Below are 20,275 nucleotides of genomic sequence, written 5' to 3'. Positions count from 1 at the left end.
GTCAGGCCTTGCGCATGTAGGCGCGCACGGCGAGCGGTGCGAAGACCGCGACGATCACCGCGGACCCGAGCAGGGCGATGCCCACCTCGTGCGTCAGCGTCCCGCTGCCGGCGAGCTCTCGCACCGCGGTCACGAGGTGGGAGACGGGGTTGACGTTCACGAACCCCTGGAGCCAGCTCGGGAGCGTGTCGACCGAGACGAACGCGTTCGACAGGAACGTCAGCGGGAACAGGACCATGAACGAGATCCCCTGGACCGAGGACGCCGAGCGGGCGATCACGCCGAAGAACGCGAAGATCCAGCTGATCGACCAGGCGCACACGACCACGAGGAGTCCGGCGAGGGCGACGCCGACGAATCCGCCGCCCGGGCGCCAGCCCATGACGAGGCCCATGGTGATCGTGATCGTCGTGGCGATCAGGTAGCGCAGCACGTCGGCCAGCAGCGCACCGGCCAGCGGGGCGATGCGCGCGATGGGCAGCGACTTGAAGCGGTCGAACACGCCCTTGTCCATGTCCTCGCGCAGCTGCACGCCCGTGACGACCGACGTGGTGATGACGGTCTGCACGAGGATCCCGGGGATCACGATCGGCAGGTAGCTCGCGACGTCGCCGGCGACGGCGCCGCCGAACAGGAACGTGAACATCACGGTGAAGATGATGGGCTGCAGCGTGACGTCGAACAGCTGCTCGGGGGTGCGCCGCACCTTGATCAGGCCGCGGCGTGCCATCGCGAGCGAGTCGCGCACCGTCTGGCCGGGCGTGACGCGGTTGCGCAGCGTGCGCTGCGCGCCGGGGACGATGGTCGGGCGGGTCGGGTCGAGGGTCCGGGTGCTCATGCGCTGACCTCCATCGTGTCGGAGCGGGTCTCAGGGTGCGTCTTGGTGCGGGTCTCGATGCGAGTCTCCGTGCGGGACCCCGCGGCGGGGACGTCACCGGCGGGGACGTCACCGGCGTCGTCGGTGCCGGTGACGTCGGTGTCGGTGGGGGAGCCGGTCAGGGCGAGGAACACCTCGTCGAGCGTCGGCTTGTCGAGGCTCAGCCCCGCGAGGTCGATCGCGGCGGCGCGCAGCGCGGTCAGGACGTCGGTCACGCGCGTCGCGTCGTCGACCGGGACGGTGAGCCGGCGGGCCTCGGGCGACGCGACGGGGCTCGTGCCCAGGACCTGCTCGACGGTCCGGCTCGCCGCGGTGACGTCGTCCGCGTCCACGAGCGTGAGCTGGAGCGACTGCGCCCCGACCGAGGCCTTGAGCTCGTCGCCCGTGCCCTCGGCCACGACGCGACCGTGGTCGATGACCGCGATGCGGTCGGCGAGCTGGTCGGCCTCCTCGAGGTACTGCGTGGTCAGCAGCACGGTCGACCCGGTCGCGACGAGCCGGCGGATCGTGGCCCACATCTGGGCGCGCGTGCGCGGGTCGAGCCCGGTCGTGGGCTCGTCGAGGAACAGCAGCGGCGGCTGGGCGATGAGGCTCGCCGCGAGGTCGAGGCGACGACGCATGCCGCCCGAGAAGTTCTTGAGCGGCCGGGTGGCCGCCTCGGTCAGGTCGAACTCCTCGAGCAGGTCGTTCGAGCGGCGTCGCGCCGCGGCGCCGTGCAGCCCGTTGAGCCGGCAGAAGAGCTGGAGGTTCTCGGTCGCGCTGAGCGTCTCGTCGACCGACGCGTACTGGCCGGTCACGCCGATGAGCTGGCGGACGACGAACGGCTCGCGGCCCACGTCGTGGCCGAAGATCGTGGCGCTGCCCGCGTCGGGACGCAGGAGCGTCGCGAGCATGCGGATGGTGGTGGTCTTGCCGGCCCCGTTGGGGCCGAGGACGCCGTAGACGCTCCCCGTGCGGACGGAGAGGTCGACGCCGTCGACGGCGCGGTGGGAGCCGAAGGTCTTGACGAGGCCGTGGGCCTCCACGGCCCGGTCGGTGCTCGACATGGTGCCTCCTGAGGTCTGGGTTCCGGTGGTGCTGGTCCCCAGCCTCGAGGAGGCCGCTGTCAGGCCGGTGTCACCCGGCTGTCACGCCCGCTGTCACGTCGTCCGTGGCGCGAGGGTCGGCGGAGGTCGTTGCCCGCGTGCGCATCGTCAGCGGCACGCGCACGGCCCCCGCGACGAGCAGCGCCGCGCCGAGCATGTGGATCCCGACGAGCACCCAGGGCAGGCCCGTGAAGTACTGCACGTACCCGACGACGCCCTGCGCGAGCGTGATCGCGAGCAGGATCCACAGCGACCGTCGGACGGCGTCCGGCGCGGCGGTCCGCAGCGCGACGACGACCGTGGCGACGAGGACCGCGACGAAGAGCCACACCGACGCCGCGTGGAACCGGGTCACGAGCGCCGGGTCGACCGCGATGCGGTACGCGATCTCGTCGTCGCCGCTGTGCGGCCCGGCGCCCGTGACGATCACGCCGAGCACGACGACCGGGACCATGAGCACCACGAGCGTCGTGCCGAGCGCGTGCAGGCGTGGACCGACGGTGGGCACGGGCGGGCCGTCGCCCTCGCCCGACCGGTGCAGCAGGTAGAGCGAGAGCGCGACGAGCGCTCCCGAGATCAGGAAGTGCACCGAGACGAGCGCGGGGTGCAGGTGCATGCGCACCACGATCCCGCCGAGCACGGCCTGCGCGACGACGCCGAGCAGCGGGGCGAACCCGAGCAGGCGGTACGAGCGCGTGCGCGTCCGGTCGGACCACACGAGGATCGCGACCGCGATCGCGATGACGCCGAGCACGCCGGTGAGCGTCCGGTTCCCGAACTCGACGTACTGGTGGTACGACGTCTCGGCGTGGAACTTGGCGGTGAACTGCCCGGGCTCGCACTCGGGCCAGGTCGAGCAGCCCAGCCCCGAGCCGGTCAGGCGCACGGCGCCGCCCGTGACGATGATCCCGATCTGCGCGACCAGGTTCGCGACGAGCACGGGGTGGGTCCACCGCCGGGCGGCGGCGAGCCCCCGGCCGAGGGCGGACGGCGGTGCCGCGGCGGAGGGCGGCGTGGTCTGGGTCGGCTCGCTCACACGCCCACGGTAGTCGGCGCGGGGGTGCCCGTGCGCCGCGCGGGGTGTGAGATTCCCAGGATCGTCGGCACGTGGCGGGCGCGGACGTCGAGCAGTCGCAGGCCGCGCGGCAGGCCGAGCGGGACCGCGACGGCGGCGACGGTGAGCACCCACGCGCTGTAGTCGAGGCCGAGGAACGCCCAGATGCTCGTGTGCATGACGGCGACGGAGACCGCGAACGGGATGCGCGCGACCCGCACCGCGAGCCAGACGGGCGCGCTGAGCTCGAGCAGCAGCGCCCCGGCGGCGAGCAGGGACGGCAGCAGCGGGAGGTTCGCGACGGCGTGCGTGAACCCGTCGCCGAACGGCGACGTCCCCTGCAGCATGACCCAGCGCATGTTGTCGCTCGTGACCCACGAGATCCCGCTGACCCGGAGCTTCTGGACCCCGCAGAACAGGTAGACGACGGCGATCACCGCGAGGGCTGCGCGCGGGGGCCAGCCCCAGCGCGCGTCGTCGGGCACGCGCCCTGTCCCACGGCGCGGCGGGACGGGCCCGAGGACGAGCACGAGCCCGACCAGCACGGTCAGCACGTCGTTGTGCATGACCTTGCCCGAGCTGCCCCACAGGGCCGTGAGCACGAGGTACGCGGACCACGCGACGACGAACCCGGCGCGCGGGGCCCGGCCCGCGACGACGAGCGCGACCGCGGCGAGCCCGGCGACCTGGAGCGCGACCAGGACGCTCGCGGGCAGGGGCGCCGGCAGCCAGCTCATGACCGTGAGGTTGCTCGTGAGCACCGCGGGCCGGTCGGCGACCAGGGTCCAGTCGCGCGTCGCGAGGCGCAGACCGATCACGAGCGCGACGAGCGTGCGGACCTCGACCAGCCGCGACGCCTCGCCCGCCGCCAGGAGCGCGCGGTCGACGCCGCGCACGATCGCGCTCACGGCCGGACCTCGGTCACGAGCTCGCGCGCGTCCTCGTGCCAGACGCCGTCGGGGTCGGCGAGCCGGTGCACGCGCTCGAGCCGTACCGCGGAGACGTCCGCCGGGTCGACGTGCGCGGCGTCGAGCCACGCGGCGACCATGCGCCGCTGGTCCGCGGGCGTCGCGCCGGGCAGGTCCCCGAACTCGTGGGCGGTCGTCACGAGGACGGGGTGCGCCGGGTCGAGGACGACGGGGGCGCGCGACCCGTCGTCCGCGACGGCGACGAGCTCGAGCCCGACCGACGTCCCGGTCCGCACCGCGCTGAACAGGTGGAACGACGTCAGGGGCCAGACCTCGACCTTCGCCAGCGCGCCGACCACGAGGACCCCGACGAGCCCGTACGTCACGACCCGCGCGCGCACGCGGGCACGCCGGTCGGGGCGCGGAGCCTCCGGCACCGTCGCCGTGTCGTCCATGTCGTTCTCCTGCCCCCGGGATGCTCGTGCGACGCCGTCGCCGGGCCGCTGCCGTGGGAGGATACCGGAGCAGCGGGGCAGGACGTGCGAACGTGTCATGCCACGGAGAACGGGTGAAGCAGACGATTCACGGCGCGCGTCGCCGGGGCGGGGGCAGGATGGCCGTGAACAGCTCGGGCAGTCCGTCGGGCGGGGACGGCGCGACAGACGTCGTCGTGGTCGGCTCGGGCCCCAACGGGCTCGCCGCCGCGGTCACGCTCGCACGGGCGGGCCTCGGCGTCGTGGTGCTCGAGGCCCAGCCGACCGCGGGCGGGGGAGCGCGCACGCTCGCGCTCGGGCTCGCGGACGGGGTCGTGCACGACGTCTGCTCCGCCGTGCACCCCATGGCCTGGGCGTCGCCGTTCTTCCGCGCGTTCGACCTCGCGGCGCGCGGCGTCGAGCTGCTCGTGCCCGAGGTCTCGTACGCGCAGCCCCTGCCCGGCGCCCGGGCGGGCCTCGCGTTCCACGACCTCGACCGCACGGTCGAGCACCTGGGGGCGGACGGCGCGCCCTGGCGCGCGCTCGTGGGCCGGCTCTCGCAGCACTGGCCGCACGTCGCGCGGGCTGCACTGTTCGACAAGCGCAGCGTCCCGGCGGGCCTGCTGCCGGGCGGGGCGCTCACGGCGGCCCGGTTCGGCGCGGCCGTGCTCGAGCAGGGCACGCGCGCGTGGGACCGCCGGTTCTCGGGCGACGTCGCCCCGGCGCTGCTCACGGGCGTCGCGGCGCACGCGATCACGCCCATGCCCTCGCTCGCGGCGGCGGGCACCGCGCTGCTGCTCGCGTCGCTCGCGCACGCGCCCGGCGGGTGGCCCGTGCCGCGCGGCGGGTCGGGCGCGATCGTGGCCGCGCTGCGGGCGGACCTCGAGGCGCACGGGGGAACCGTCCGCACGGACCGTCGCGTGACGGGCGTCGCCGACCTGCCGCCGGCGCGCGCCTACCTGTTCGACACCACGCCGCGCACGCTCCTGGACGTGCTGGGTGCGCAGGTCCCGGCCTCGGCCGCCCGGGCGCTCGACGCGTTCCGGTACGGCGACGCGGCGGCCAAGGTCGACTTCGTGCTGTCGGGCCCCGTGCCGTGGGCGGTGCCCGAGGTCGCGCGCGCGGGCACCGTGCACGTGGGGGGGACGCGGCCCGAGATGGCGGCCGCGGAGGCCGACGTCGCGCAGGGCCGGCACGCGGCGCGGCCCATGGTCCTGGCGAGCGACCCGACCGTCGTCGACCCGTCGCGCGCCGCGGGCGGTCTGCGACCGCTGTGGACGTACGCGCACGTGCCGCGCGGGTCGGACGTCGACGTGACCGAGGCCGTGACCGCGCACGTCGAGCGCTACGCGCCGGGGTTCCGCGACGTCGTCGTGGGCTCGCGCTGCGTGCCCGCGGCGCACATGGACCACCACAACGAGAACTACGTGGGCGGGGACATCGCGGCGGGTGCGGTGAGCATCCGGCAGATGTTCGCCCGGCCGACCCTGCGGTGGGACCCGTACCGGGTGCCCGTCGAGGCGGGCCCGCTCGGCGGTGCGGCCGGGCCGGCGCCCGCGGTGTACCTGTGCTCGGCGTCGACGCCCCCGGGCCCGGGGGTGCACGGCCTGGGCGGCTGGTACGCCGCCACGCGTGCCCTGCGGCAGGTGTTCGGCGTACGCACGCCGCCCTCGCTCGCGCCCTGACGCGCGCCGGTGCCCGCGGTCGGCGCGGCTACTGCCAGCGGAACAGCTTGCCCGCGCCCCAGCCGAGCGCCGCGGTCCAGCCGAGCAGGACCACCACGGAGAACGCGGGCACCGACCCGTCGAGGAACGCGCCGCGCATCGCCTCGCCGAGCGCCCCGGACGGCAGCACGACGGCGACGTGCTGCATGATCCCCGGCATCTGCTCGGGCGGCACGAGCACGCCACCGCCGACCGCGAGGAGCACGAGCACGAGGTTCGCGACCGCGAGCACGCCCTCGGCCCGCAGGGTGCCCGCGAGCAGCAGCGCGAGCGACGTGAACGCCGCGGTGCCCAGCAGCACGGCGAGCAGCGCGGGCAGGAAGCCCGAGAGCTCGGGCTCCCAGCCGAGCAGGAGCGCGACCGCCGAGATCACGACGACCTGCACGAGCTCGACCAGCAGGACGCCCAGCACCTTGCCCGCGAGCAGCCCGCCGCGGCCGAGCGGCGTGGTCGCGAGCAGGCGCAGCACGCCGTTGCGCCGGTCGAACGCGGTCGCGATGGCCTGCGACGTGAACGCGGTCGACATCACGGCGAGCGCGAGCACGCCGGGTGTCAGGAAGTCGACGCGCGACGCGCCCTGCGTGTCGAGGTCGATCACGTCGGTCTGCGTGAGCCCGACGAGGATCATCACGGGCAGGATGATCGTGATCAGCAGCTGCTCGCCGTTGCGCAGGATCATCCGCGTCTCGAACGCGGTCTGCGCGGCGACGCGGCGCCAGACGGGCGCGGCGCGGTCCTGCACCGGGCGGTCGTCGGTCGTGGTGCTCATCGCAGGTGCCGTCCCGTCAGGTCGAGGAACACGTCTTCGAGGGTGCGGCGGCCCACCGTCAGCTGGGTGAGCAGCGCGCCCTGGTCGGCGAGCCACCGGGTGGTCGCGGCCACGGTGACCGGGCTGACGTCGCCCCGCACGGTGTAGGCCCCCGGCTCGTCCTCGGTCACGACGAACGGTGCGGGCGACGCGCCGTCCGCCCGGGAGGTCGTCGCGGCCCCCGTGCTCGTGGTCGTCGTGCCCCTGGCCGCTGCGCCCGCGAGCACCGTCGCGAGCGCGGCGACGTCGAGCCCCGGCCGCGTGCGCACCCGGACCGCGGTCTCGCCCGCGGCGAGGAGCTCGGCGGTCGCGCCCGAGGCGATCACCTGCCCGTGGTCGACGACGTACACGTGGTCGGCGAGGTCCTCGGCCTCGTCCATCAGGTGCGTGGTCAGCACGATCCCGACGCCCTGCCCGCGCAGCTCGCGCACCAGGTCCCACACGGCGTGCCGCGACTGCGGGTCCATGCCCGCGCTCGGCTCGTCGAGGAACACGACCTCGGGGCGCCCGACCACCGCGGCGGCGAGTGCGAGGCGCTGGCGCTGGCCGCCCGAGAGCCGGCGCACCGTGGTGCGGGCGAAGCTCTCGAGGCCGAGGCGCTCGGCGAGCTCGTCGACGTCGCGCGGGTCGGCGTACATCGCTGCGACGTGGCGCAGCATCTCGAGCGCGCGGACGCCGGTCGGCAGACCGCCGTCCTGCAGCATGACGCCCACGCGCGGGCGCAGCGCGCGCGCCTGGGCGACGGGGTCGAGGCCGAGCACGCGGACCTCGCCCGCGTCGGGGGTGCGCAGGCCCTCGCAGCACTCGACGCTCGTGGTCTTGCCGGCGCCGTTGGGGCCGAGGACGGCGGTCACGGCGCCGCGCTCGGCGACGAGGTCGAGCCCGTCGACCACGGCGCGGCCGTCGTACCGCTTGACGAGGCCGCGGACGACGACGGCGGGGGAGTCGGGCACGGGCCGAGTCTAGGCGGGCCGAGGGAGGGCCGGGGTGCCGGGACGCCCAGGTGGCTCCCAGGAACGCGCTCCCGCGGTGTCGCGTGCGCCACATCCCGGGGCGCCCGGGGGTGTGCGGGGCGGCTCGGCGCGGTGCGCGAGGGTTGAGGTGAGGCGCACCTTCCTTGCCACGGCCGAAATAGGGAACGAAGATGTTGTCAATATCGACGACGTCCTCGACGGCCGCGTCGAGCCCGCACGACGCACCCGCCGGAAGGAGCAGGCCATCTCACCGCAGACCGCGACCCGTCCGCCGAGCCCGGCGCTGCGTCCCGCCGCGGACGACGTCGACACCTCGACGCGCGAGCGCGTCCTGACGCACGTCGTCGCGGACGGCCCGGTCAGCGCCGCGGCGCTCGCGCGCACGCTCGGGCTCACCCCGGCGGGCGTGCGCCGTCACCTCGCGGGCCTCGAGACCGACGGGCTCATCGCGCCGCACGTCGCGCCGGCGCCCACGGGCAGCCGCGGGCGCCCCGCGCGCCGGTTCGTCGCGACCTCGACCGGTCAGGCCGAGCTCGCGGGCGCCTACCCGGACCTCGCCGCGCAGGCGCTGCGGTTCCTGCGCGACTCGGCGGGGGAGGCCGCGGTCGAGGCGTTCGCGCACGCGCGACTCGACGAGTTCGCCCGCCGGCACGCGCACGCGATCACCGCGCCCGACGTCGAGGGGCGCGCCGCCCAGCTCGCGGCCGTGCTCGTGGCCGAGGGGTACGCGGCGAGCGTGCGCCCCGTCGGCGGCACCCACACGGTCCAGCTCTGCCAGGGGCACTGCCCCGTGCAGCACGTCGCGCAGGAGTTCCCGCAGCTGTGCGAGGCCGAGGCGCAGGTGTTCTCCCGCCTGCTCGGCACCCACGTCCAGCGGCTCGCGACCCTCGCGGGCGGCGGGCACGCGTGCACCACGAGCGTCCCGATCCACGACCCACCGAGCACGACCGCACCACCCGCAGGACCCACGCACGAGACCACCCCCCCAGCACGTCCCAGGAACGCGGAAGGACTGACATGAGCGCTCCCACGCAGGACAACGTCACCCCGCAGTCGGACGAGGAGATCATCGCCTCGATCGGCTCGTACGAGTACGGATGGCACGACAGCGACGCCGCCGGCATGAGCGCCCAGCGCGGGCTCTCCGAGGACGTCGTCCGGAACATCTCCCACCTCAAGAGCGAGCCCGAGTGGATGCTCAAGCGTCGGCTCAAGGCGCTGAGCCTCTTCGACAAGAAGCCCATGCCGAACTGGGGCTCCGACCTGTCGGGCATCGACTTCGACAACATCAAGTACTTCGTCCGCTCGACCGAGAAGCAGGCGACGAGCTGGGACGAGCTCCCCGAGGACATCAAGGCGACCTACGACCGCCTGGGCATCCCCGAGGCCGAGAAGCAGCGCCTCGTCGCGGGCGTCGCCGCGCAGTACGAGTCCGAGGTCGTCTACCACCAGATCCGCGAGGACCTGGAGGAGCAGGGCGTCATCTTCGTCGACACCGACACGGGCCTGCGCGAGCACCCCGAGCTGTTCGAGGAGTACTTCGGCACCGTCATCCCCTCGGGCGACAACAAGTTCGCGGCGCTCAACACCGCGGTGTGGTCGGGCGGCTCGTTCGTCTACGTGCCCCCGGGCGTCCACGTCGAGATCCCGCTCCAGGCCTACTTCCGGATCAACACCGAGAACATGGGGCAGTTCGAGCGCACCCTGATCATCGCCGACGAGGGCTCGTACGTGCACTACGTCGAGGGCTGCACCGCGCCGATCTACTCGAGCGACTCGCTGCACTCGGCCGTCGTCGAGATCATCGTCAAGAAGAACGCCCGCGTGCGCTACACGACCATCCAGAACTGGTCGAACAACGTGTACAACCTCGTGACCAAGCGCGCCACGGCCGCCGAGGGCGCGACCATGGAGTGGGTCGACGGCAACATCGGCTCCAAGGTCACCATGAAGTACCCCGCGATCTACCTGCTCGGCGAGCACGCCAAGGGCGAGACGCTCTCCATCGCCTTCGCGGGCGAGGGCCAGCACCAGGACGCGGGCGCCAAGATGGTCCACGCGGCCCCGCACACGTCGTCCTCGATCGTGTCCAAGTCGGTCGCGCGCGGCGGCGGGCGCACCTCGTACCGCGGGCTCGTGCAGGTGCTCGAGGGCGCCGAGCACTCGGCCTCGACCGTGCTGTGCGACGCGCTGCTGGTCGACCAGATCTCGCGCTCCGACACGTACCCGTACGTCGACGTCCGCGAGGACGACGTCTCGATGGGGCACGAGGCCACGGTCTCGCGCGTGAGCGAGGACCAGCTGTTCTACCTGATGTCCCGAGGCATGCCGGAGACGGAGGCCATGGCCATGATCGTGCGCGGGTTCGTCGAGCCCATCGCGCGCGAGCTGCCCATGGAGTACGCGCTCGAGCTCAACCGCCTCATCGAGCTCCAGATGGAAGGTTCCGTCGGCTGATGACGACCACTAGCACTGTGAACACGCCCACGCCCGAGGAGTCCGCGGCGTTCGGCGCCGAGGAGCCCGCGGGGCTCACGACCGACCACTCGCGCGCGAGCGCGGACGCCGCGCACTCGCACGGCACGGGCGGCACCCCGCAGGGCTCGCGCGCCGAGCGGCTCACGTCGTTCGACCTCGCCGACATCCCCGTGCCCACGGGGCGCGAGGAGGAGTGGCGCTTCTCCCCGGTCTCGCGCATCGCCCCGCTGTTCGACGAGGCGATCTCCGGCCGCGGCGTCATCACGACGGTCGTGGACGCGCCCGAGGTCACGGTCGAGATCGTGCCGCGCGACGACGCCCGCCTGGGCACCGTCGGCAAGCCGGGCGACCGCACCGCGGTCGTCGCGTGGAACGCCGTCGCCGAGGCGACGGTCGTGACGATCCCCGAGGGCGTGACCGCCTCGGACGTCACCTCGATCCGCGTCGAGGGCACCACGTCCGACCCCACGGCCACGCACCTGCTGGTGCACGCCGAGGCGAACAGCTCGGCCGTCGTCGTGCTCGACCACGTGGGCGACGCGACGCTCACCGAGACCGTCGAGGTCGTCGTCGACGAGGGCGCGCACCTCACGCTGGTCTCGGTCCAGGACTGGGAGGACGGCGCGGTGCACACGAGCTCGCACCGCTCCCGCATCGGCAAGGACGCGCGCCTCAAGCACGTCGTGGTCACGTTCGGCGGCGACGTCGTGCGCGTGACCCCGGACGCCGAGTTCGGCGGCGAGGGCGGCGAGGTCGAGATGGTCGGCCTGTACTTCGCGGACACCGACCAGCACCAGGAGCACCGGCTCTTCGTCGACCACAACCTGCCGCGCAACAAGTCGCGCGTCACGTACAAGGGCGCGCTGCAGGGCGAGGGTGCGCACGTGGTGTGGGTCGGCGACGTGCTGATCCGCGCCGAGGCCGAGGGCACCGACACGTACGAGCTCAACCGCAACCTCGTGCTGACCGACGGCGCGCGCGCCGACTCGGTGCCGAACCTCGAGATCGAGACCGGTGAGATCGAGGGTGCGGGTCACGCGTCCGCGACCGGCCGCTTCGACGACGAGCAGCTCTTCTACCTGCAGGCCCGTGGCATCCCCGAGGCCGACGCGCGTCGGCTCGTGGTGCGCGGGTTCTTCGCCGAGCTCATCCAGGAGATCGGCGTCGCGTCGGTCGAGGAGCGACTGCTCGCCTCGATCGAGGACGAGCTCGCCAAGTCGATGAGCGTGATCGAAGGCGCCGGAGCATGACCGCGCAGCTCGTGTGCAGCACCGGCGACCTCGCACCCGAGGAGGCCATGAAGGTCGAGGTCGACGGCGCGAACGGTCCGGTCGAGGTCGCGCTCGCGCGCGACGCCGACGGCGGCTGGCACGCGATCTCGGACGTGTGCTCGCACGGCGCCGTGTCGTTGTCCGACGGCGAGGTCGAAGGCTGCCTCGTCGAGTGCTGGTTGCACGGGTCGCAGTTCGACCTGCGCACCGGCGCCCCCCTGCAGCTGCCCGCGATGCGTCCCGTCCCGGTGTACCCGGTGACGATCGACGGCGACCGCGTCCTCGTGGACGTCGACGTCACCGTCACCGCGGGCACCCACTGACACCCCGAAACTCCAGGAGAAACCCGAATGTCCACTCTTGAGATCCGCGACCTGCACGTCAGCGTCGAGACGAAGGAGGGCCCCAAGCCCATCCTCCGTGGCGTCGACCTGACGCTCGACAGCGGCCACACGCACGCCATCATGGGCCCCAACGGCTCGGGCAAGTCCACGCTGGCCTACTCGCTCGCCGGGCACCCCAAGTACCAGATCACCCAGGGCACGGTCACGCTCGACGGCGAGGACGTCCTCGCGATGAGCGTCGACGAGCGCGCCCGCGCCGGCCTCTTCCTCGCGATGCAGTACCCCGTCGAGGTTCCCGGCGTGAGCGTCTCGAACTTCCTGCGCACCGCCAAGACCGCGCTCGACGGCGAGGCCCCCGCGCTGCGTCACTGGGTCAAGGACGTCAAGGTCGCCATGGAGCAGCTGCGCATGGACCCGGCGTTCGCCGAGCGCTCGGTCAACGAGGGCTTCTCGGGCGGCGAGAAGAAGCGTCACGAGATCCTCCAGCTCGAGCTGCTCAAGCCGAAGTTCGCGATCCTCGACGAGACCGACTCGGGTCTCGACGTCGACGCGCTGCGCATCGTGTCCGAGGGCGTCAACCGCGTCAAGGAGAACACCGACGCGGGCGTGCTGCTCATCACGCACTACACGCGCATCCTGCGCTACATCAAGCCCGACTTCGTGCACGTCTTCGTCGACGGTCGCATCGCCGAGGAGGGCGGCCCCGAGCTCGCCGAGCGCCTCGAGAACGAGGGCTACGACCGGTTCCTGACGCCGGCCGCGACCGCGTGACCTCCGGTGCCGGCCCGCGAGGGCCGGCACCGCACCCGGGCGGCACGCGCCGTCCGCCACCGGCCGACGACCGGCCGACCCACCGCCCAGCACCCCGGAGGACCAGATGACGACACTCGCCGACCGGCCGCGCCTGAGCGCCGCCGAGCTCGCCGCGGTCCGCGCGGACTTCCCGATCCTGGACCGCAGCGTCCGGGGCGGCAAGCCGCTCGTCTACCTCGACTCGGGGGCGACGTCGCAGAAGCCCGACCCGGTGCTCGACGCCGAGCAGGACTTCTACGTGCGGCGCAACGCGGCCGTGCACCGCGGCGCGCACCAGCTCGCCGAGGAGGCGACCGAGGCGTTCGAGGACGCCCGCGCGCGCGTGGCCCGGTTCGTGGGTGCCGACGTCGGCGAGATCGTGTGGACGTCGGGCGCGACCGCCGCGATCAACCTCGTGACCTACGCGCTGTCGAACGCGACGCTCGGGCGCGGGGGAGAGGCGGCCCGACGCTTCGCGCTCGCTCCCGGTGACGAGATCGTCATCACCGAGGCGGAGCACCACGCGAACATCGTCCCGTGGCAGGAGCTCGCGGCCCGCACGGGCGCCGTGATCCGCTGGCTCGGGGTCGACGACGACGGACGGATCCGCGTCGAGGAGGCCGCCGACGTCGTGACCGAGCGCACGCGCGTGCTCGCGTTCACGCACGCCTCGAACGTCACGGGCGCGATCACCCCGGTCGCGCCGCTCGTCGCCCGGGCGCGCGAGGTCGGGGCGCTCACGGTGCTCGACGCGTGCCAGAGCGTGCCGCACCTGCCCGTCGACCTGCACGAGCTCGGCGTGGACCTCGCCGCGTTCTCGGGCCACAAGATGCTCGGGCCGACGGGCGTCGGCGCGCTCTACGGGCGTCGCGAGATCCTCGAGGCGCTCCCGCCCGTGACGACCGGCGGGTCGATGATCGAGGTCGTCACGATGACCGAGTCGACGTACATGCCGCCCCCGCAGCGGTTCGAGGCGGGCACGCAGATGGTCGCGCAGGTCGTGGGCCTGGGCGCCGCCGCGCAGTACCTCGACGAGCTGGGGATGGAGGGCGTCGCGGCGCACGAGGCCGAGATCGCGGCCGAGCTGCTCACGATCGGCGACATCCCGGGCGTGCGGATCATCGGACCGCGCGAGGCCACGGACCGCCTCGCGGTCGTGTCGTTCGTGGTCGACGGCGTGCACGCGCACGACGTGGGCCAGGTGCTCGACGACGCGGGCGTCGCCGTCCGCGTGGGCCACCACTGCGCGCAGCCCCTGCACCGGCGCTTCGGGATCGCCGCCACGGCGCGCGCGTCCGCGTCGGTGTACACGACCCACGAGGACGTCGAGGCGTTCCGGGAATCCCTCGCGGGTGTCCGGGCGTTCTTCTCCCTGTAGCGTCCAGCAGCACCGGTCGCCCGGCACCAGCCGCCGGGCGGACCAGCGGCCAGACAGCCAGACAGTCCGACAGACCAGCCGACCAGCAGACCGACAGGAGCCGACCCACCGATGAGCTCGCTCGAGCAGATGTACCAGCAGGTCATCCTCGACCACGCCAAGCGCCCGCACGGCAAGGGCCTCGTCGACCCGGCCGACGGCACCGCGCACGGCGAGTCGCACCAGGTCAACCCGACCTGCGGCGACGAGGTCACGCTGCGGGTCGAGGTCGCGGACGTCGTCCCCGCGGACGGCGGCCCCGCGGTCCCGACCGTCACCGGCCTGAGCTGGGACGGGCAGGGCTGCAGCATCTCGCAGGCCTCGATCTCGGTCCTGACCGACCTCGTGGTCGGGCAGCCCGTCGCCGAGGGCGAGCGGCTCGGCGAGCTGTTCCGCGAGCTCATGGGCTCGCGCGGCAAGGGGCTCGACGAGTCCACCGAGGACCTGCTCGGCGACGCGACGGTCTTCACCGGGGTCTCGCAGTACCCCGCCCGCATCAAGTGCGCGCTGCTCGGCTGGGCCGCGCTGCGCGACTCGCTCGTCCTGACGGGCGTGCCGACCACCAAGGAGCACTCATGAGCACCGACACGCCCGCGGCGCCCGCCGCCGGCCCGACCCCGCCGACCGCGGCCGACGTCGAGGAGGCCCTGCGCGACGTCATCGACCCCGAGCTCGGCATCAACGTCGTCGACCTCGGCCTCATCTACGGCGTGCAGGTCGACCAGAACAACCACGCGGTCATCGACATGACCCTGACGTCCGCGGCGTGCCCGCTGACCGACGTCATCGAGGACCAGTCGGCGCAGGCGCTCGACGGGCTCGTCGACGGGTTCCGCGTCAACTGGGTCTGGATGCCGCCGTGGGGCCCGGAGAAGATCACCGACGACGGCAAGGAGCAGCTGCGCGCGCTCGGCTTCAACGTCTGAGTCCCGCACGCTCCCGACGGCTGCCCCTCGCGAGAGGGGCAGCCGTCGTCGTGCCCGCCCGGACCACGGGCGGACCGTAGACTCGTGGGCGGCCTCCGGCCGTCCACCCCACCCTTCTTGGAGGAACCCTTCCGTGATCACTGCCCAGGGCGTCGAGCTGCGCATCGGTGCACGCGTGCTGCTCGAGAGTGCGACCTTCCGCATCGCCCCGGGGGACCGGATCGGTCTCGTCGGGCGCAACGGCGCCGGCAAGACGACGCTCACCAAGACGCTCGCGGGCGAGACCCAGCCCACGGCCGGGACGATCGTGCGCGGTAACGAGATCGGTTACCTGCCGCAGGACCCGCGCACGGGCGACCTCGAGACCATCGCGATGGACCGCGTGCTCTCGGCCCGCGGCCTCGACCAGATCGTGCGGCAGATGCGCGAGACCGAGGGCGCCATGGCCTCGGCCGACCCCGAGACGCAGGAGGCCGCCATGGAGCGGTACCCCAAGCTCGAGGCCCGGTTCGTCGCCGCCGGCGGGTACGCCGCCGAGTCGGAGGCCGAGACCATCACGTCGAACCTCGGCCTCGAGGACCGTGTGCTCGCGCAGACCCTCGGCACGCTCTCGGGCGGCCAGCGCCGCCGCATCGAGCTCGCGCGCATCCTGTTCTCGGGCGTCGAGACCCTCCTGCTCGACGAGCCGACGAACCACCTCGACGCCGACTCGATCATCTGGCTGCGCGAGTACCTGCGGAACTACTCGGGCGGCCTGATCGTCATCAGCCACGACAACGACCTGCTGCGCGCGATCGTCAACAAGGTGTTCCACCTCGACGCGAACCGCGGCGAGATCGACCAGTACAACATGGGCTGGGACGCGTACCTCGAGCAGCGCGAGGCCGACGAGCGTCGTCGTCGTCGCGAGCGGCAGAACGCCGAGAAGAAGGCCTCGACCCTGCTCGCGCAGGCCGAGAAGATGCGCGCCAAGGCCACCAAGGCCGTCGCGGCGCAGAACATGATCAAGCGCGCCGAGCGCATGCTCTCGGGCCTCGAGGGCGAGCGCGTGAGCGACAAGGTCGCGCACCTGCGGTTCCCCAAGCCGTCGCCGTGCGGGCGCACACCGCTGACCGCGTCGGGGCTGTCCAAGGCGTACGGGTCGCAGGAGGTCTTCACGGGCGTCGACCTCGCGATCGACCGCGGGTCCCGCGTCGTGATCCTCGGGTTCAACGGTGCGGGCAAGACGACCCTGCTGCGGATCCTCGGCGGCGTCGAGGACCCCGACTCGGGCGAGGTGCACGCCGGCCACGGCCTCAAGCTCGGCTACTACGCCCAGGAGCACGAGACGCTCGACATGGACCTCACGGTCGTCGAGAACCTCAAGCACGCGGCGCCCGACCTCGGCGAGTCCGAGGTGCGCGGCGTGCTCGGGTCGTTCCTGTTCTCGGGCGACGACGCCGACAAGCCGACCCGGGTGCTCTCGGGCGGCGAGAAGACGCGCCTCGCGCTCGCGACCCTCGTGGTCTCGTCCGCGAACGTGCTGCTGCTCGACGAGCCGACGAACAACCTCGACCCTGCCTCGCGGGCCGAGATCCTCGGCGCGCTGTCGACCTACGAGGGCGCCGTGGTCATGGTCACGCACGACGACGGTGCGGTCGCCGCGCTCAACCCCGAGCGCGTGCTGCTGCTGCCGGACGGCGACGAGGACCTCTGGAACGACTCGTACGCCGAGCTCGTCTCGCTCGCCTGAGCGGACGCCGCCCGGCCGGACGGTCGTCCGTGCGAGGGGCTATCCGCCCTGGGCGTCGATGAGCGCGTCCTCGTGGTCCTCGTCGCTCTCGCGGCGTCGACGCGGACGGCGCGTGCCCGGCTCGGCCCCGGTGGCGTCGTCCTCGAACAGGTCGCCCGCGACGACGGCCGGCCCGCGCTCGCGGCGGATCAGCACGAGGAACCCGCCGACCGCGCCGAGCGCGAAGATGACCCACTGCACGGTGTACGACAGGTGCGAGCCGGGGTCGGTGTCGGGCACGGCGAGCGGCAGGAGCGCCTGCGCGGGCGCCGGGTCCTCCGCGTCGAACGACGCGTAGACGCTCGTGGTGCGGCCGTCGGCCCAGTCGCCGCCGCCCGGGGCGGCGTCGAGCACCTGCGCGGTCGAGATCGCCTGGACCTGCCCGGGGGGCGCGTCGCGCGAGGACTCCGGCTCGTCGGGGCGCAGGTGGGCGGTCACGGTCACGGTGCCCGTGGGCGCGGGTGCGACGGGTCCCGGCTCGTTGGGCGTCTCGCCCCACGTGACGTACCCGCGGTCGACCACGACGACCGTCCCGGCGAGGTCGCCCTCGGTGATCTCGAAGGGCAGCAGGACGTGGAACCCCGGGTTGCCGTCGACCGGGCGGTTGCGCAGCAGCACCTGGTCGTCGACCACGTAGCGGCCCGTCATGGTGACCCGCCGCCACTCGTCGCCCCGGTCGAACGCCACGCCCGGCGTGGGCACGAGCTCGTCGGCCGGGACCGGCGCGGCGTCGTAGTTCGCGTCGACGATCGCGATCTGCGCCTCGCGGCTCTCGTACCGGTGCCACTGCCAGCGGGCCGCGACCAGGCACAGCGCGGCGAGCACGACGACGCCGACCGCGAGCACGATCCAGTCGCGGCGCGTGCGGGGTGCACGCTGGCGTGCACGGGCGCGTTCCTCCTGGGCCTGCAGCGCGCGTGCGGACTCGTCGGACGTCGTGCTCATGCCCCGTCCGTGCGCTCGAGCTCGGCGACGGGCACGGTCGAGCGCCAGAAGTCGCGCGCACCGAGGAACGTCTCGAGGTGCTCGCGGTGGTCGTCGCACGCGAGCCACACCTTGCGGCGTGCGGGGGTGTGCAGCTTCGGGTTGTTCCACAGCAGGCCCCACGCGGCCTCGGCGCGGCAGCCCTTGGCGCTGCACACGAGCTCGCCGGTCACGACGTCGGGGGTGCTCACGGGGTCTCCTCGCGGGGGTTCTCGGGACGCGTCGCGTCCTGTGCGTGCTCGTGGTCGACCGTCTCGTGGTCCACGGTCTCGTGGTCCACCGTCTCGTGGTCCACCGTGCGGTGCTCGACGGTCTCGTGCTCGACGGTCCCGTCGTCCATCGCTTCCTGCCGGGGCGTGCGGCCGGTGGACGCGCGGGGCGGCTCGGGCGCGGTGCCGAGCCGGGCGTGGTCGACCGGGGTCACCGACCGCGACGTCACGTCGCGCCCGGCGTTGACCAGGAGCACCGCGACGTACGGCAGCAGGACGGCGCCGAGCGCGAGGATCCAGCGCGTCCAGTGGTCGATCAGCACGAACCCGAGGAAGCAGGCCGTGCGCACCGACATCTGGAAGGCGTAGCGGCGGAACCTGCGCGCCTGGTCCTCCTCGAGCGAGTCGGGGGCGTCGGTGATGCTCTGCACGGGGTCGTCCGTGCGCGTGCTCTTCACCCGGTGAGTCTAAGCCCCTGCGCCGGGCCTTTGTGGGAATCCGACAAGCAGGGCCGAGGTCGTTGGACCCGTGCCCGCGCCCCGGCGGTGCGCCCGCGGGGTAGCGTCGGACCGTCCCGCCACATCCTCGAGGAGAATCCTGTGACGAGCCCCACCGCCGCCCCCGCCCCGCGCACCGTCGTCGTCACGGGGGCCAACCGCGGCATCGGCCGTGCGATCGCCGAGCGCTTCGTCGCCAACGGCGACCGCGTCGCGACGGTCTACCGCAGCGGCGACCTGCCCGACGGCGTGTTCGGCGCGGTCGCGGACATGACCGACTCGGCCGCGGTCGACGCCGCGTTCACGCAGATCGAGGCCGAGCTCGGCCCGGTCGAGGTGCTCGTCGCGAACGCGGGGATCACCAAGGACCAGCTGCTCATGCGCATGACCGACGAGGAGTTCGAGTCGGTCGTCGACGTCAACCTCACCGGGACGTTCCGCTGCGTGCGCCGCGTGTCCAAGGGCATGATCCGCATGCGCCGCGGCCGCATCGTGCTGGTCTCCTCGGTCGTCGGGCTGTACGGCGGCCCGGGCCAGGTCAACTACGCGTCGTCCAAGGCCGCGCTCGTGGGCATGGCCCGCTCGATCACGCGCGAGCTCGGCGGTCGCGGCATCACCGCGAACGTGGTCGCCCCGGGCTTCATCGAGACCGCCATGACGGCCGAGCTGCCGGCCGAGCGTCAGACCCAGTACGAGGCCACGATCCCCGCGGGCCGGTTCGCGCAGGCGGACGAGGTCGCGGGCGTCGTGCAGTTCCTCGCGTCGGACGACGCCGGGTACGTCACGGGCGCCGTGATCCCGGTCGACGGCGGCCTCGGCATGGGTCACTGACCCGTCCCACCACTCGTCGGTCCGTGGCTCGGTGCGCCGCGGGCCAGTACGCTCCCACCAGCACCACGAACGAAAGGTCACCATGGGTCTGCTCGAAGGCAAGAAGCTCCTCGTCACGGGGGTGCTCACGGACGCCTCGATCGCGTTCCACGCCGCGCGCCTCGCGCAGGAGGAGGGCGCCGAGGTCGTGCTGTCGTCGTTCGGACGTCAGATGAAGCTCACGCAGGCGTTCGCCAAGCGTCTGCCGCAGCACGCTCCCGTCGTGCAGCTCGACGTCACCGACGCCGACGACCTCGCCGGCCTGGCGGACCGCGTGCGCGAGCACGTCGACACGCTCGACGGCGTGGTGCACTCGATCGGCTTCGCCCCGCAGAGCGTCATGGGTGGCAACTTCCTGAGCGCGCAGTGGGAGGACGTCGCGACCGCGCTGCAGGTGTCGACCTTCTCGTACAAGTCGCTCGCGACGGCCGCGCAGCCGCTCATGACCTCGGGCGGCGCGCTCGTGGGCCTCACGTTCGACGCGCAGTTCGCGTGGCCCGTGTACGACTGGATGGGCGTCGCGAAGGCGGGCCTTGAGTCCGCGAACCGCTACCTCGCGCGCGACCTCGGCCCTTCGGGCATCCGGGCGAACCTCGTCTCGGCCGGCCCGATCCGCACGACCGCCGCGAAGTCGATCCCCGGCTTCGAGTCGATGGAGGCCGGCTGGCCCGAGCGTGCGCCGCTCGGCTGGGACCAGACGACCGCCGAGCCCGCGGCCCGTGCCGTCGTCGCGCTGCTCTCCGACTGGTTCCCCGCCACGACGGGCGAGATCGTCCACGTCGACGGCGGCGTGCACGCGATGGGACTCTGAGG

General features: G+C 73.4%; 22 protein-coding genes. 12 read left to right on the top strand and 10 right to left on the bottom strand.

The genetic code is table 11. The features are described from left to right. Position 1 precedes the first annotated feature (1 nt). The 5 genes from CLV28_RS09590 to CLV28_RS09570 all read right to left on the bottom strand — a co-directional run bounded on the left by CLV28_RS09590 (position 2) and on the right by CLV28_RS09570 (position 4,379). Positions 2–838, bottom strand: coding sequence for an ABC transporter permease (locus CLV28_RS09590; RefSeq protein WP_100423029.1), 837 nt, complete (start codon positions 836–838; stop codon positions 2–4). Further along, a complete protein-coding gene (locus CLV28_RS09585; protein WP_100423028.1) occupies positions 835–1,923 on the bottom strand; it encodes an ATP-binding cassette domain-containing protein in 1,089 nt (362 codons plus the stop codon). Before CLV28_RS09585 ends, CLV28_RS09590 begins: the two co-directional genes overlap by 4 nt. Before the next feature lie 70 nt (positions 1,924–1,993). Beyond that, a complete protein-coding gene (locus CLV28_RS09580) occupies positions 1,994–2,998 on the bottom strand; it encodes a COX15/CtaA family protein (RefSeq protein ID WP_100423027.1) in 1,005 nt (334 codons plus the stop codon). Then, the gene (locus tag CLV28_RS09575; protein ID WP_157802580.1) at positions 2,995–3,924 is read right to left on the bottom strand and encodes a hypothetical protein; all 930 of its coding nucleotides are present in this window, start codon (positions 3,922–3,924) and stop codon (positions 2,995–2,997) included. Before CLV28_RS09575 ends, CLV28_RS09580 begins: the two co-directional genes overlap by 4 nt. Beyond that, on the bottom strand, positions 3,921–4,379 hold the full coding sequence (locus CLV28_RS09570; RefSeq protein ID WP_100423026.1) for a hypothetical protein: 459 nt from the start codon (positions 4,377–4,379) through the stop codon (positions 3,921–3,923). Before CLV28_RS09570 ends, CLV28_RS09575 begins: the two co-directional genes overlap by 4 nt. Positions 4,380–4,543: 164 nt before the next feature. Here CLV28_RS09570 and CLV28_RS09565 point away from each other — a divergent pair, with 164 nt between their 5' ends. After that, entirely contained in the window at positions 4,544–6,082 is a 1,539-nt protein-coding gene (locus CLV28_RS09565; protein WP_239073339.1) for a phytoene desaturase family protein, read from the top strand. Between the two features lie 28 nt (positions 6,083–6,110). On the opposite strand, the gene CLV28_RS09560 is transcribed toward CLV28_RS09565, so the two are convergent. Both CLV28_RS09560 and CLV28_RS09555 read right to left on the bottom strand, forming a co-directional pair. Next, positions 6,111–6,890: an ABC transporter permease gene (locus tag CLV28_RS09560; protein WP_100423024.1), complete on the bottom strand. Its 780-nt coding sequence runs from the start codon at positions 6,888–6,890 to the stop codon at positions 6,111–6,113. Further along, entirely contained in the window at positions 6,887–7,882 is a 996-nt protein-coding gene (locus tag CLV28_RS09555; RefSeq protein WP_100423023.1) for an ABC transporter ATP-binding protein, read from the bottom strand. The genes CLV28_RS09560 and CLV28_RS09555 overlap by 4 nt, the downstream gene beginning before the upstream one ends. A 148-nt stretch (positions 7,883–8,030) precedes the next feature. Between CLV28_RS09555 and CLV28_RS09550 the strand changes: the two genes are divergently transcribed. The 9 genes from CLV28_RS09550 to CLV28_RS09510 all read left to right on the top strand — a co-directional run bounded on the left by CLV28_RS09550 (position 8,031) and on the right by CLV28_RS09510 (position 16,863). Further along, the gene (locus tag CLV28_RS09550; RefSeq protein WP_239073340.1) at positions 8,031–8,924 is read left to right on the top strand and encodes a helix-turn-helix transcriptional regulator; all 894 of its coding nucleotides are present in this window, start codon (positions 8,031–8,033) and stop codon (positions 8,922–8,924) included. Beyond that, positions 8,921–10,360, top strand: coding sequence for a Fe-S cluster assembly protein SufB (gene sufB / locus CLV28_RS09545; protein ID WP_100423022.1), 1,440 nt, complete (start codon positions 8,921–8,923; stop codon positions 10,358–10,360). Before CLV28_RS09550 ends, sufB begins: the two co-directional genes overlap by 4 nt. Then, positions 10,360–11,631: a Fe-S cluster assembly protein SufD gene (sufD, locus tag CLV28_RS09540; RefSeq protein WP_100423021.1), complete on the top strand. Its 1,272-nt coding sequence runs from the start codon at positions 10,360–10,362 to the stop codon at positions 11,629–11,631. Before sufB ends, sufD begins: the two co-directional genes overlap by 1 nt. Next, positions 11,628–11,975, top strand: coding sequence for a non-heme iron oxygenase ferredoxin subunit (locus tag CLV28_RS09535; protein WP_100423020.1), 348 nt, complete (start codon positions 11,628–11,630; stop codon positions 11,973–11,975). Before sufD ends, CLV28_RS09535 begins: the two co-directional genes overlap by 4 nt. Before the next feature lie 27 nt (positions 11,976–12,002). Continuing rightward, complete coding sequence (gene sufC / locus CLV28_RS09530; RefSeq protein WP_100423019.1) at positions 12,003–12,767, top strand: Fe-S cluster assembly ATPase SufC; 765 nt, start codon at positions 12,003–12,005, stop codon at positions 12,765–12,767. Between the two features lie 106 nt (positions 12,768–12,873). Then, positions 12,874–14,166 (top strand): SufS family cysteine desulfurase, encoded by a 1,293-nt coding sequence (locus CLV28_RS09525; RefSeq protein ID WP_100423018.1) that lies wholly within the window; start codon positions 12,874–12,876, stop codon positions 14,164–14,166. A 111-nt stretch (positions 14,167–14,277) separates the two neighbouring features. Next, positions 14,278–14,784: a Fe-S cluster assembly sulfur transfer protein SufU gene (gene sufU / locus CLV28_RS09520; protein WP_100423017.1), complete on the top strand. Its 507-nt coding sequence runs from the start codon at positions 14,278–14,280 to the stop codon at positions 14,782–14,784. Next, positions 14,781–15,131 (top strand): metal-sulfur cluster assembly factor, encoded by a 351-nt coding sequence (locus tag CLV28_RS09515; RefSeq protein WP_100423016.1) that lies wholly within the window; start codon positions 14,781–14,783, stop codon positions 15,129–15,131. The genes sufU and CLV28_RS09515 overlap by 4 nt, the downstream gene beginning before the upstream one ends. A gap of 133 nt (positions 15,132–15,264) precedes the next feature. Beyond that, positions 15,265–16,863, top strand: a complete 1,599-nt coding sequence (locus tag CLV28_RS09510) for an ABC-F family ATP-binding cassette domain-containing protein (RefSeq protein WP_100423015.1) — start codon at positions 15,265–15,267, stop codon at positions 16,861–16,863. Between the two features lie 39 nt (positions 16,864–16,902). Here CLV28_RS09510 and CLV28_RS09505 read toward each other — a convergent pair whose 3' ends face one another. The 3 genes from CLV28_RS09505 to CLV28_RS09495 are packed head-to-tail and all read right to left on the bottom strand — an operon-like array spanning position 16,903 to position 18,553. After that, on the bottom strand, positions 16,903–17,847 hold the full coding sequence (locus CLV28_RS09505) for an SURF1 family cytochrome oxidase biogenesis protein (RefSeq protein ID WP_100423014.1): 945 nt from the start codon (positions 17,845–17,847) through the stop codon (positions 16,903–16,905). Further along, complete coding sequence (locus CLV28_RS09500) at positions 17,844–18,077, bottom strand: hypothetical protein (protein WP_100423013.1); 234 nt, start codon at positions 18,075–18,077, stop codon at positions 17,844–17,846. The genes CLV28_RS09505 and CLV28_RS09500 overlap by 4 nt, the downstream gene beginning before the upstream one ends. Beyond that, positions 18,074–18,553 carry a DUF3099 domain-containing protein gene (locus CLV28_RS09495; RefSeq protein ID WP_203968258.1) on the bottom strand — a complete coding sequence of 160 codons (480 nt, stop codon included), beginning with the start codon at positions 18,551–18,553 and terminating at the stop codon, positions 18,074–18,076. The genes CLV28_RS09500 and CLV28_RS09495 overlap by 4 nt, the downstream gene beginning before the upstream one ends. A 141-nt stretch (positions 18,554–18,694) precedes the next feature. Here CLV28_RS09495 and fabG point away from each other — a divergent pair, with 141 nt between their 5' ends. Both fabG and fabI read left to right on the top strand, forming a co-directional pair. After that, on the top strand, positions 18,695–19,423 hold the full coding sequence (gene fabG, locus CLV28_RS09490) for a 3-oxoacyl-ACP reductase FabG (protein ID WP_100423012.1): 729 nt from the start codon (positions 18,695–18,697) through the stop codon (positions 19,421–19,423). 82 nt (positions 19,424–19,505) lie between these two features. Continuing rightward, positions 19,506–20,273: an enoyl-ACP reductase FabI gene (gene fabI / locus CLV28_RS09485; RefSeq protein ID WP_100423011.1), complete on the top strand. Its 768-nt coding sequence runs from the start codon at positions 19,506–19,508 to the stop codon at positions 20,271–20,273. Positions 20,274–20,275: the final 2 nt, after the last annotated feature.

It is taken from the genome of Sediminihabitans luteus, assembly GCF_002797595.1.
GTDB lineage: Bacteria > Actinomycetota > Actinomycetes > Actinomycetales > Cellulomonadaceae > Paraoerskovia > Paraoerskovia lutea.
This window is presented reverse-complemented; position numbering and strand designations above follow the sequence as displayed.

What these genes read in the sequence shown, in the direction of transcription:
- sufC (WP_100423019.1), top strand. Translation starts at nt 12,003, where the DNA reads ATGTCCACTCTTGAGATCCGCGACCTGCACGTCAGCGTCGAGACGAAG.
- sufD (WP_100423021.1), top strand. Translation starts at nt 10,360, where the DNA reads ATGACGACCACTAGCACTGTGAACACGCCCACGCCCGAGGAGTCCGCG.
- CLV28_RS09570 (WP_100423026.1), bottom strand. Translation starts at nt 4,379, where the DNA reads ATGGACGACACGGCGACGGTGCCGGAGGCTCCGCGCCCCGACCGGCGT.
- fabI (WP_100423011.1), top strand. Translation starts at nt 19,506, where the DNA reads ATGGGTCTGCTCGAAGGCAAGAAGCTCCTCGTCACGGGGGTGCTCACG.
- CLV28_RS09525 (WP_100423018.1), top strand. Translation starts at nt 12,874, where the DNA reads ATGACGACACTCGCCGACCGGCCGCGCCTGAGCGCCGCCGAGCTCGCC.
- sufB (WP_100423022.1), top strand. Translation starts at nt 8,921, where the DNA reads ATGAGCGCTCCCACGCAGGACAACGTCACCCCGCAGTCGGACGAGGAG.
- CLV28_RS09505 (WP_100423014.1), bottom strand. Translation starts at nt 17,847, where the DNA reads ATGAGCACGACGTCCGACGAGTCCGCACGCGCGCTGCAGGCCCAGGAG.
- CLV28_RS09535 (WP_100423020.1), top strand. Translation starts at nt 11,628, where the DNA reads ATGACCGCGCAGCTCGTGTGCAGCACCGGCGACCTCGCACCCGAGGAG.
- CLV28_RS09585 (WP_100423028.1), bottom strand. Translation starts at nt 1,923, where the DNA reads ATGTCGAGCACCGACCGGGCCGTGGAGGCCCACGGCCTCGTCAAGACC.
- CLV28_RS09560 (WP_100423024.1), bottom strand. Translation starts at nt 6,890, where the DNA reads ATGAGCACCACGACCGACGACCGCCCGGTGCAGGACCGCGCCGCGCCC.
- CLV28_RS09590 (WP_100423029.1), bottom strand. Translation starts at nt 838, where the DNA reads ATGAGCACCCGGACCCTCGACCCGACCCGCCCGACCATCGTCCCCGGC.
- sufU (WP_100423017.1), top strand. Translation starts at nt 14,278, where the DNA reads ATGAGCTCGCTCGAGCAGATGTACCAGCAGGTCATCCTCGACCACGCC.
- CLV28_RS09515 (WP_100423016.1), top strand. Translation starts at nt 14,781, where the DNA reads ATGAGCACCGACACGCCCGCGGCGCCCGCCGCCGGCCCGACCCCGCCG.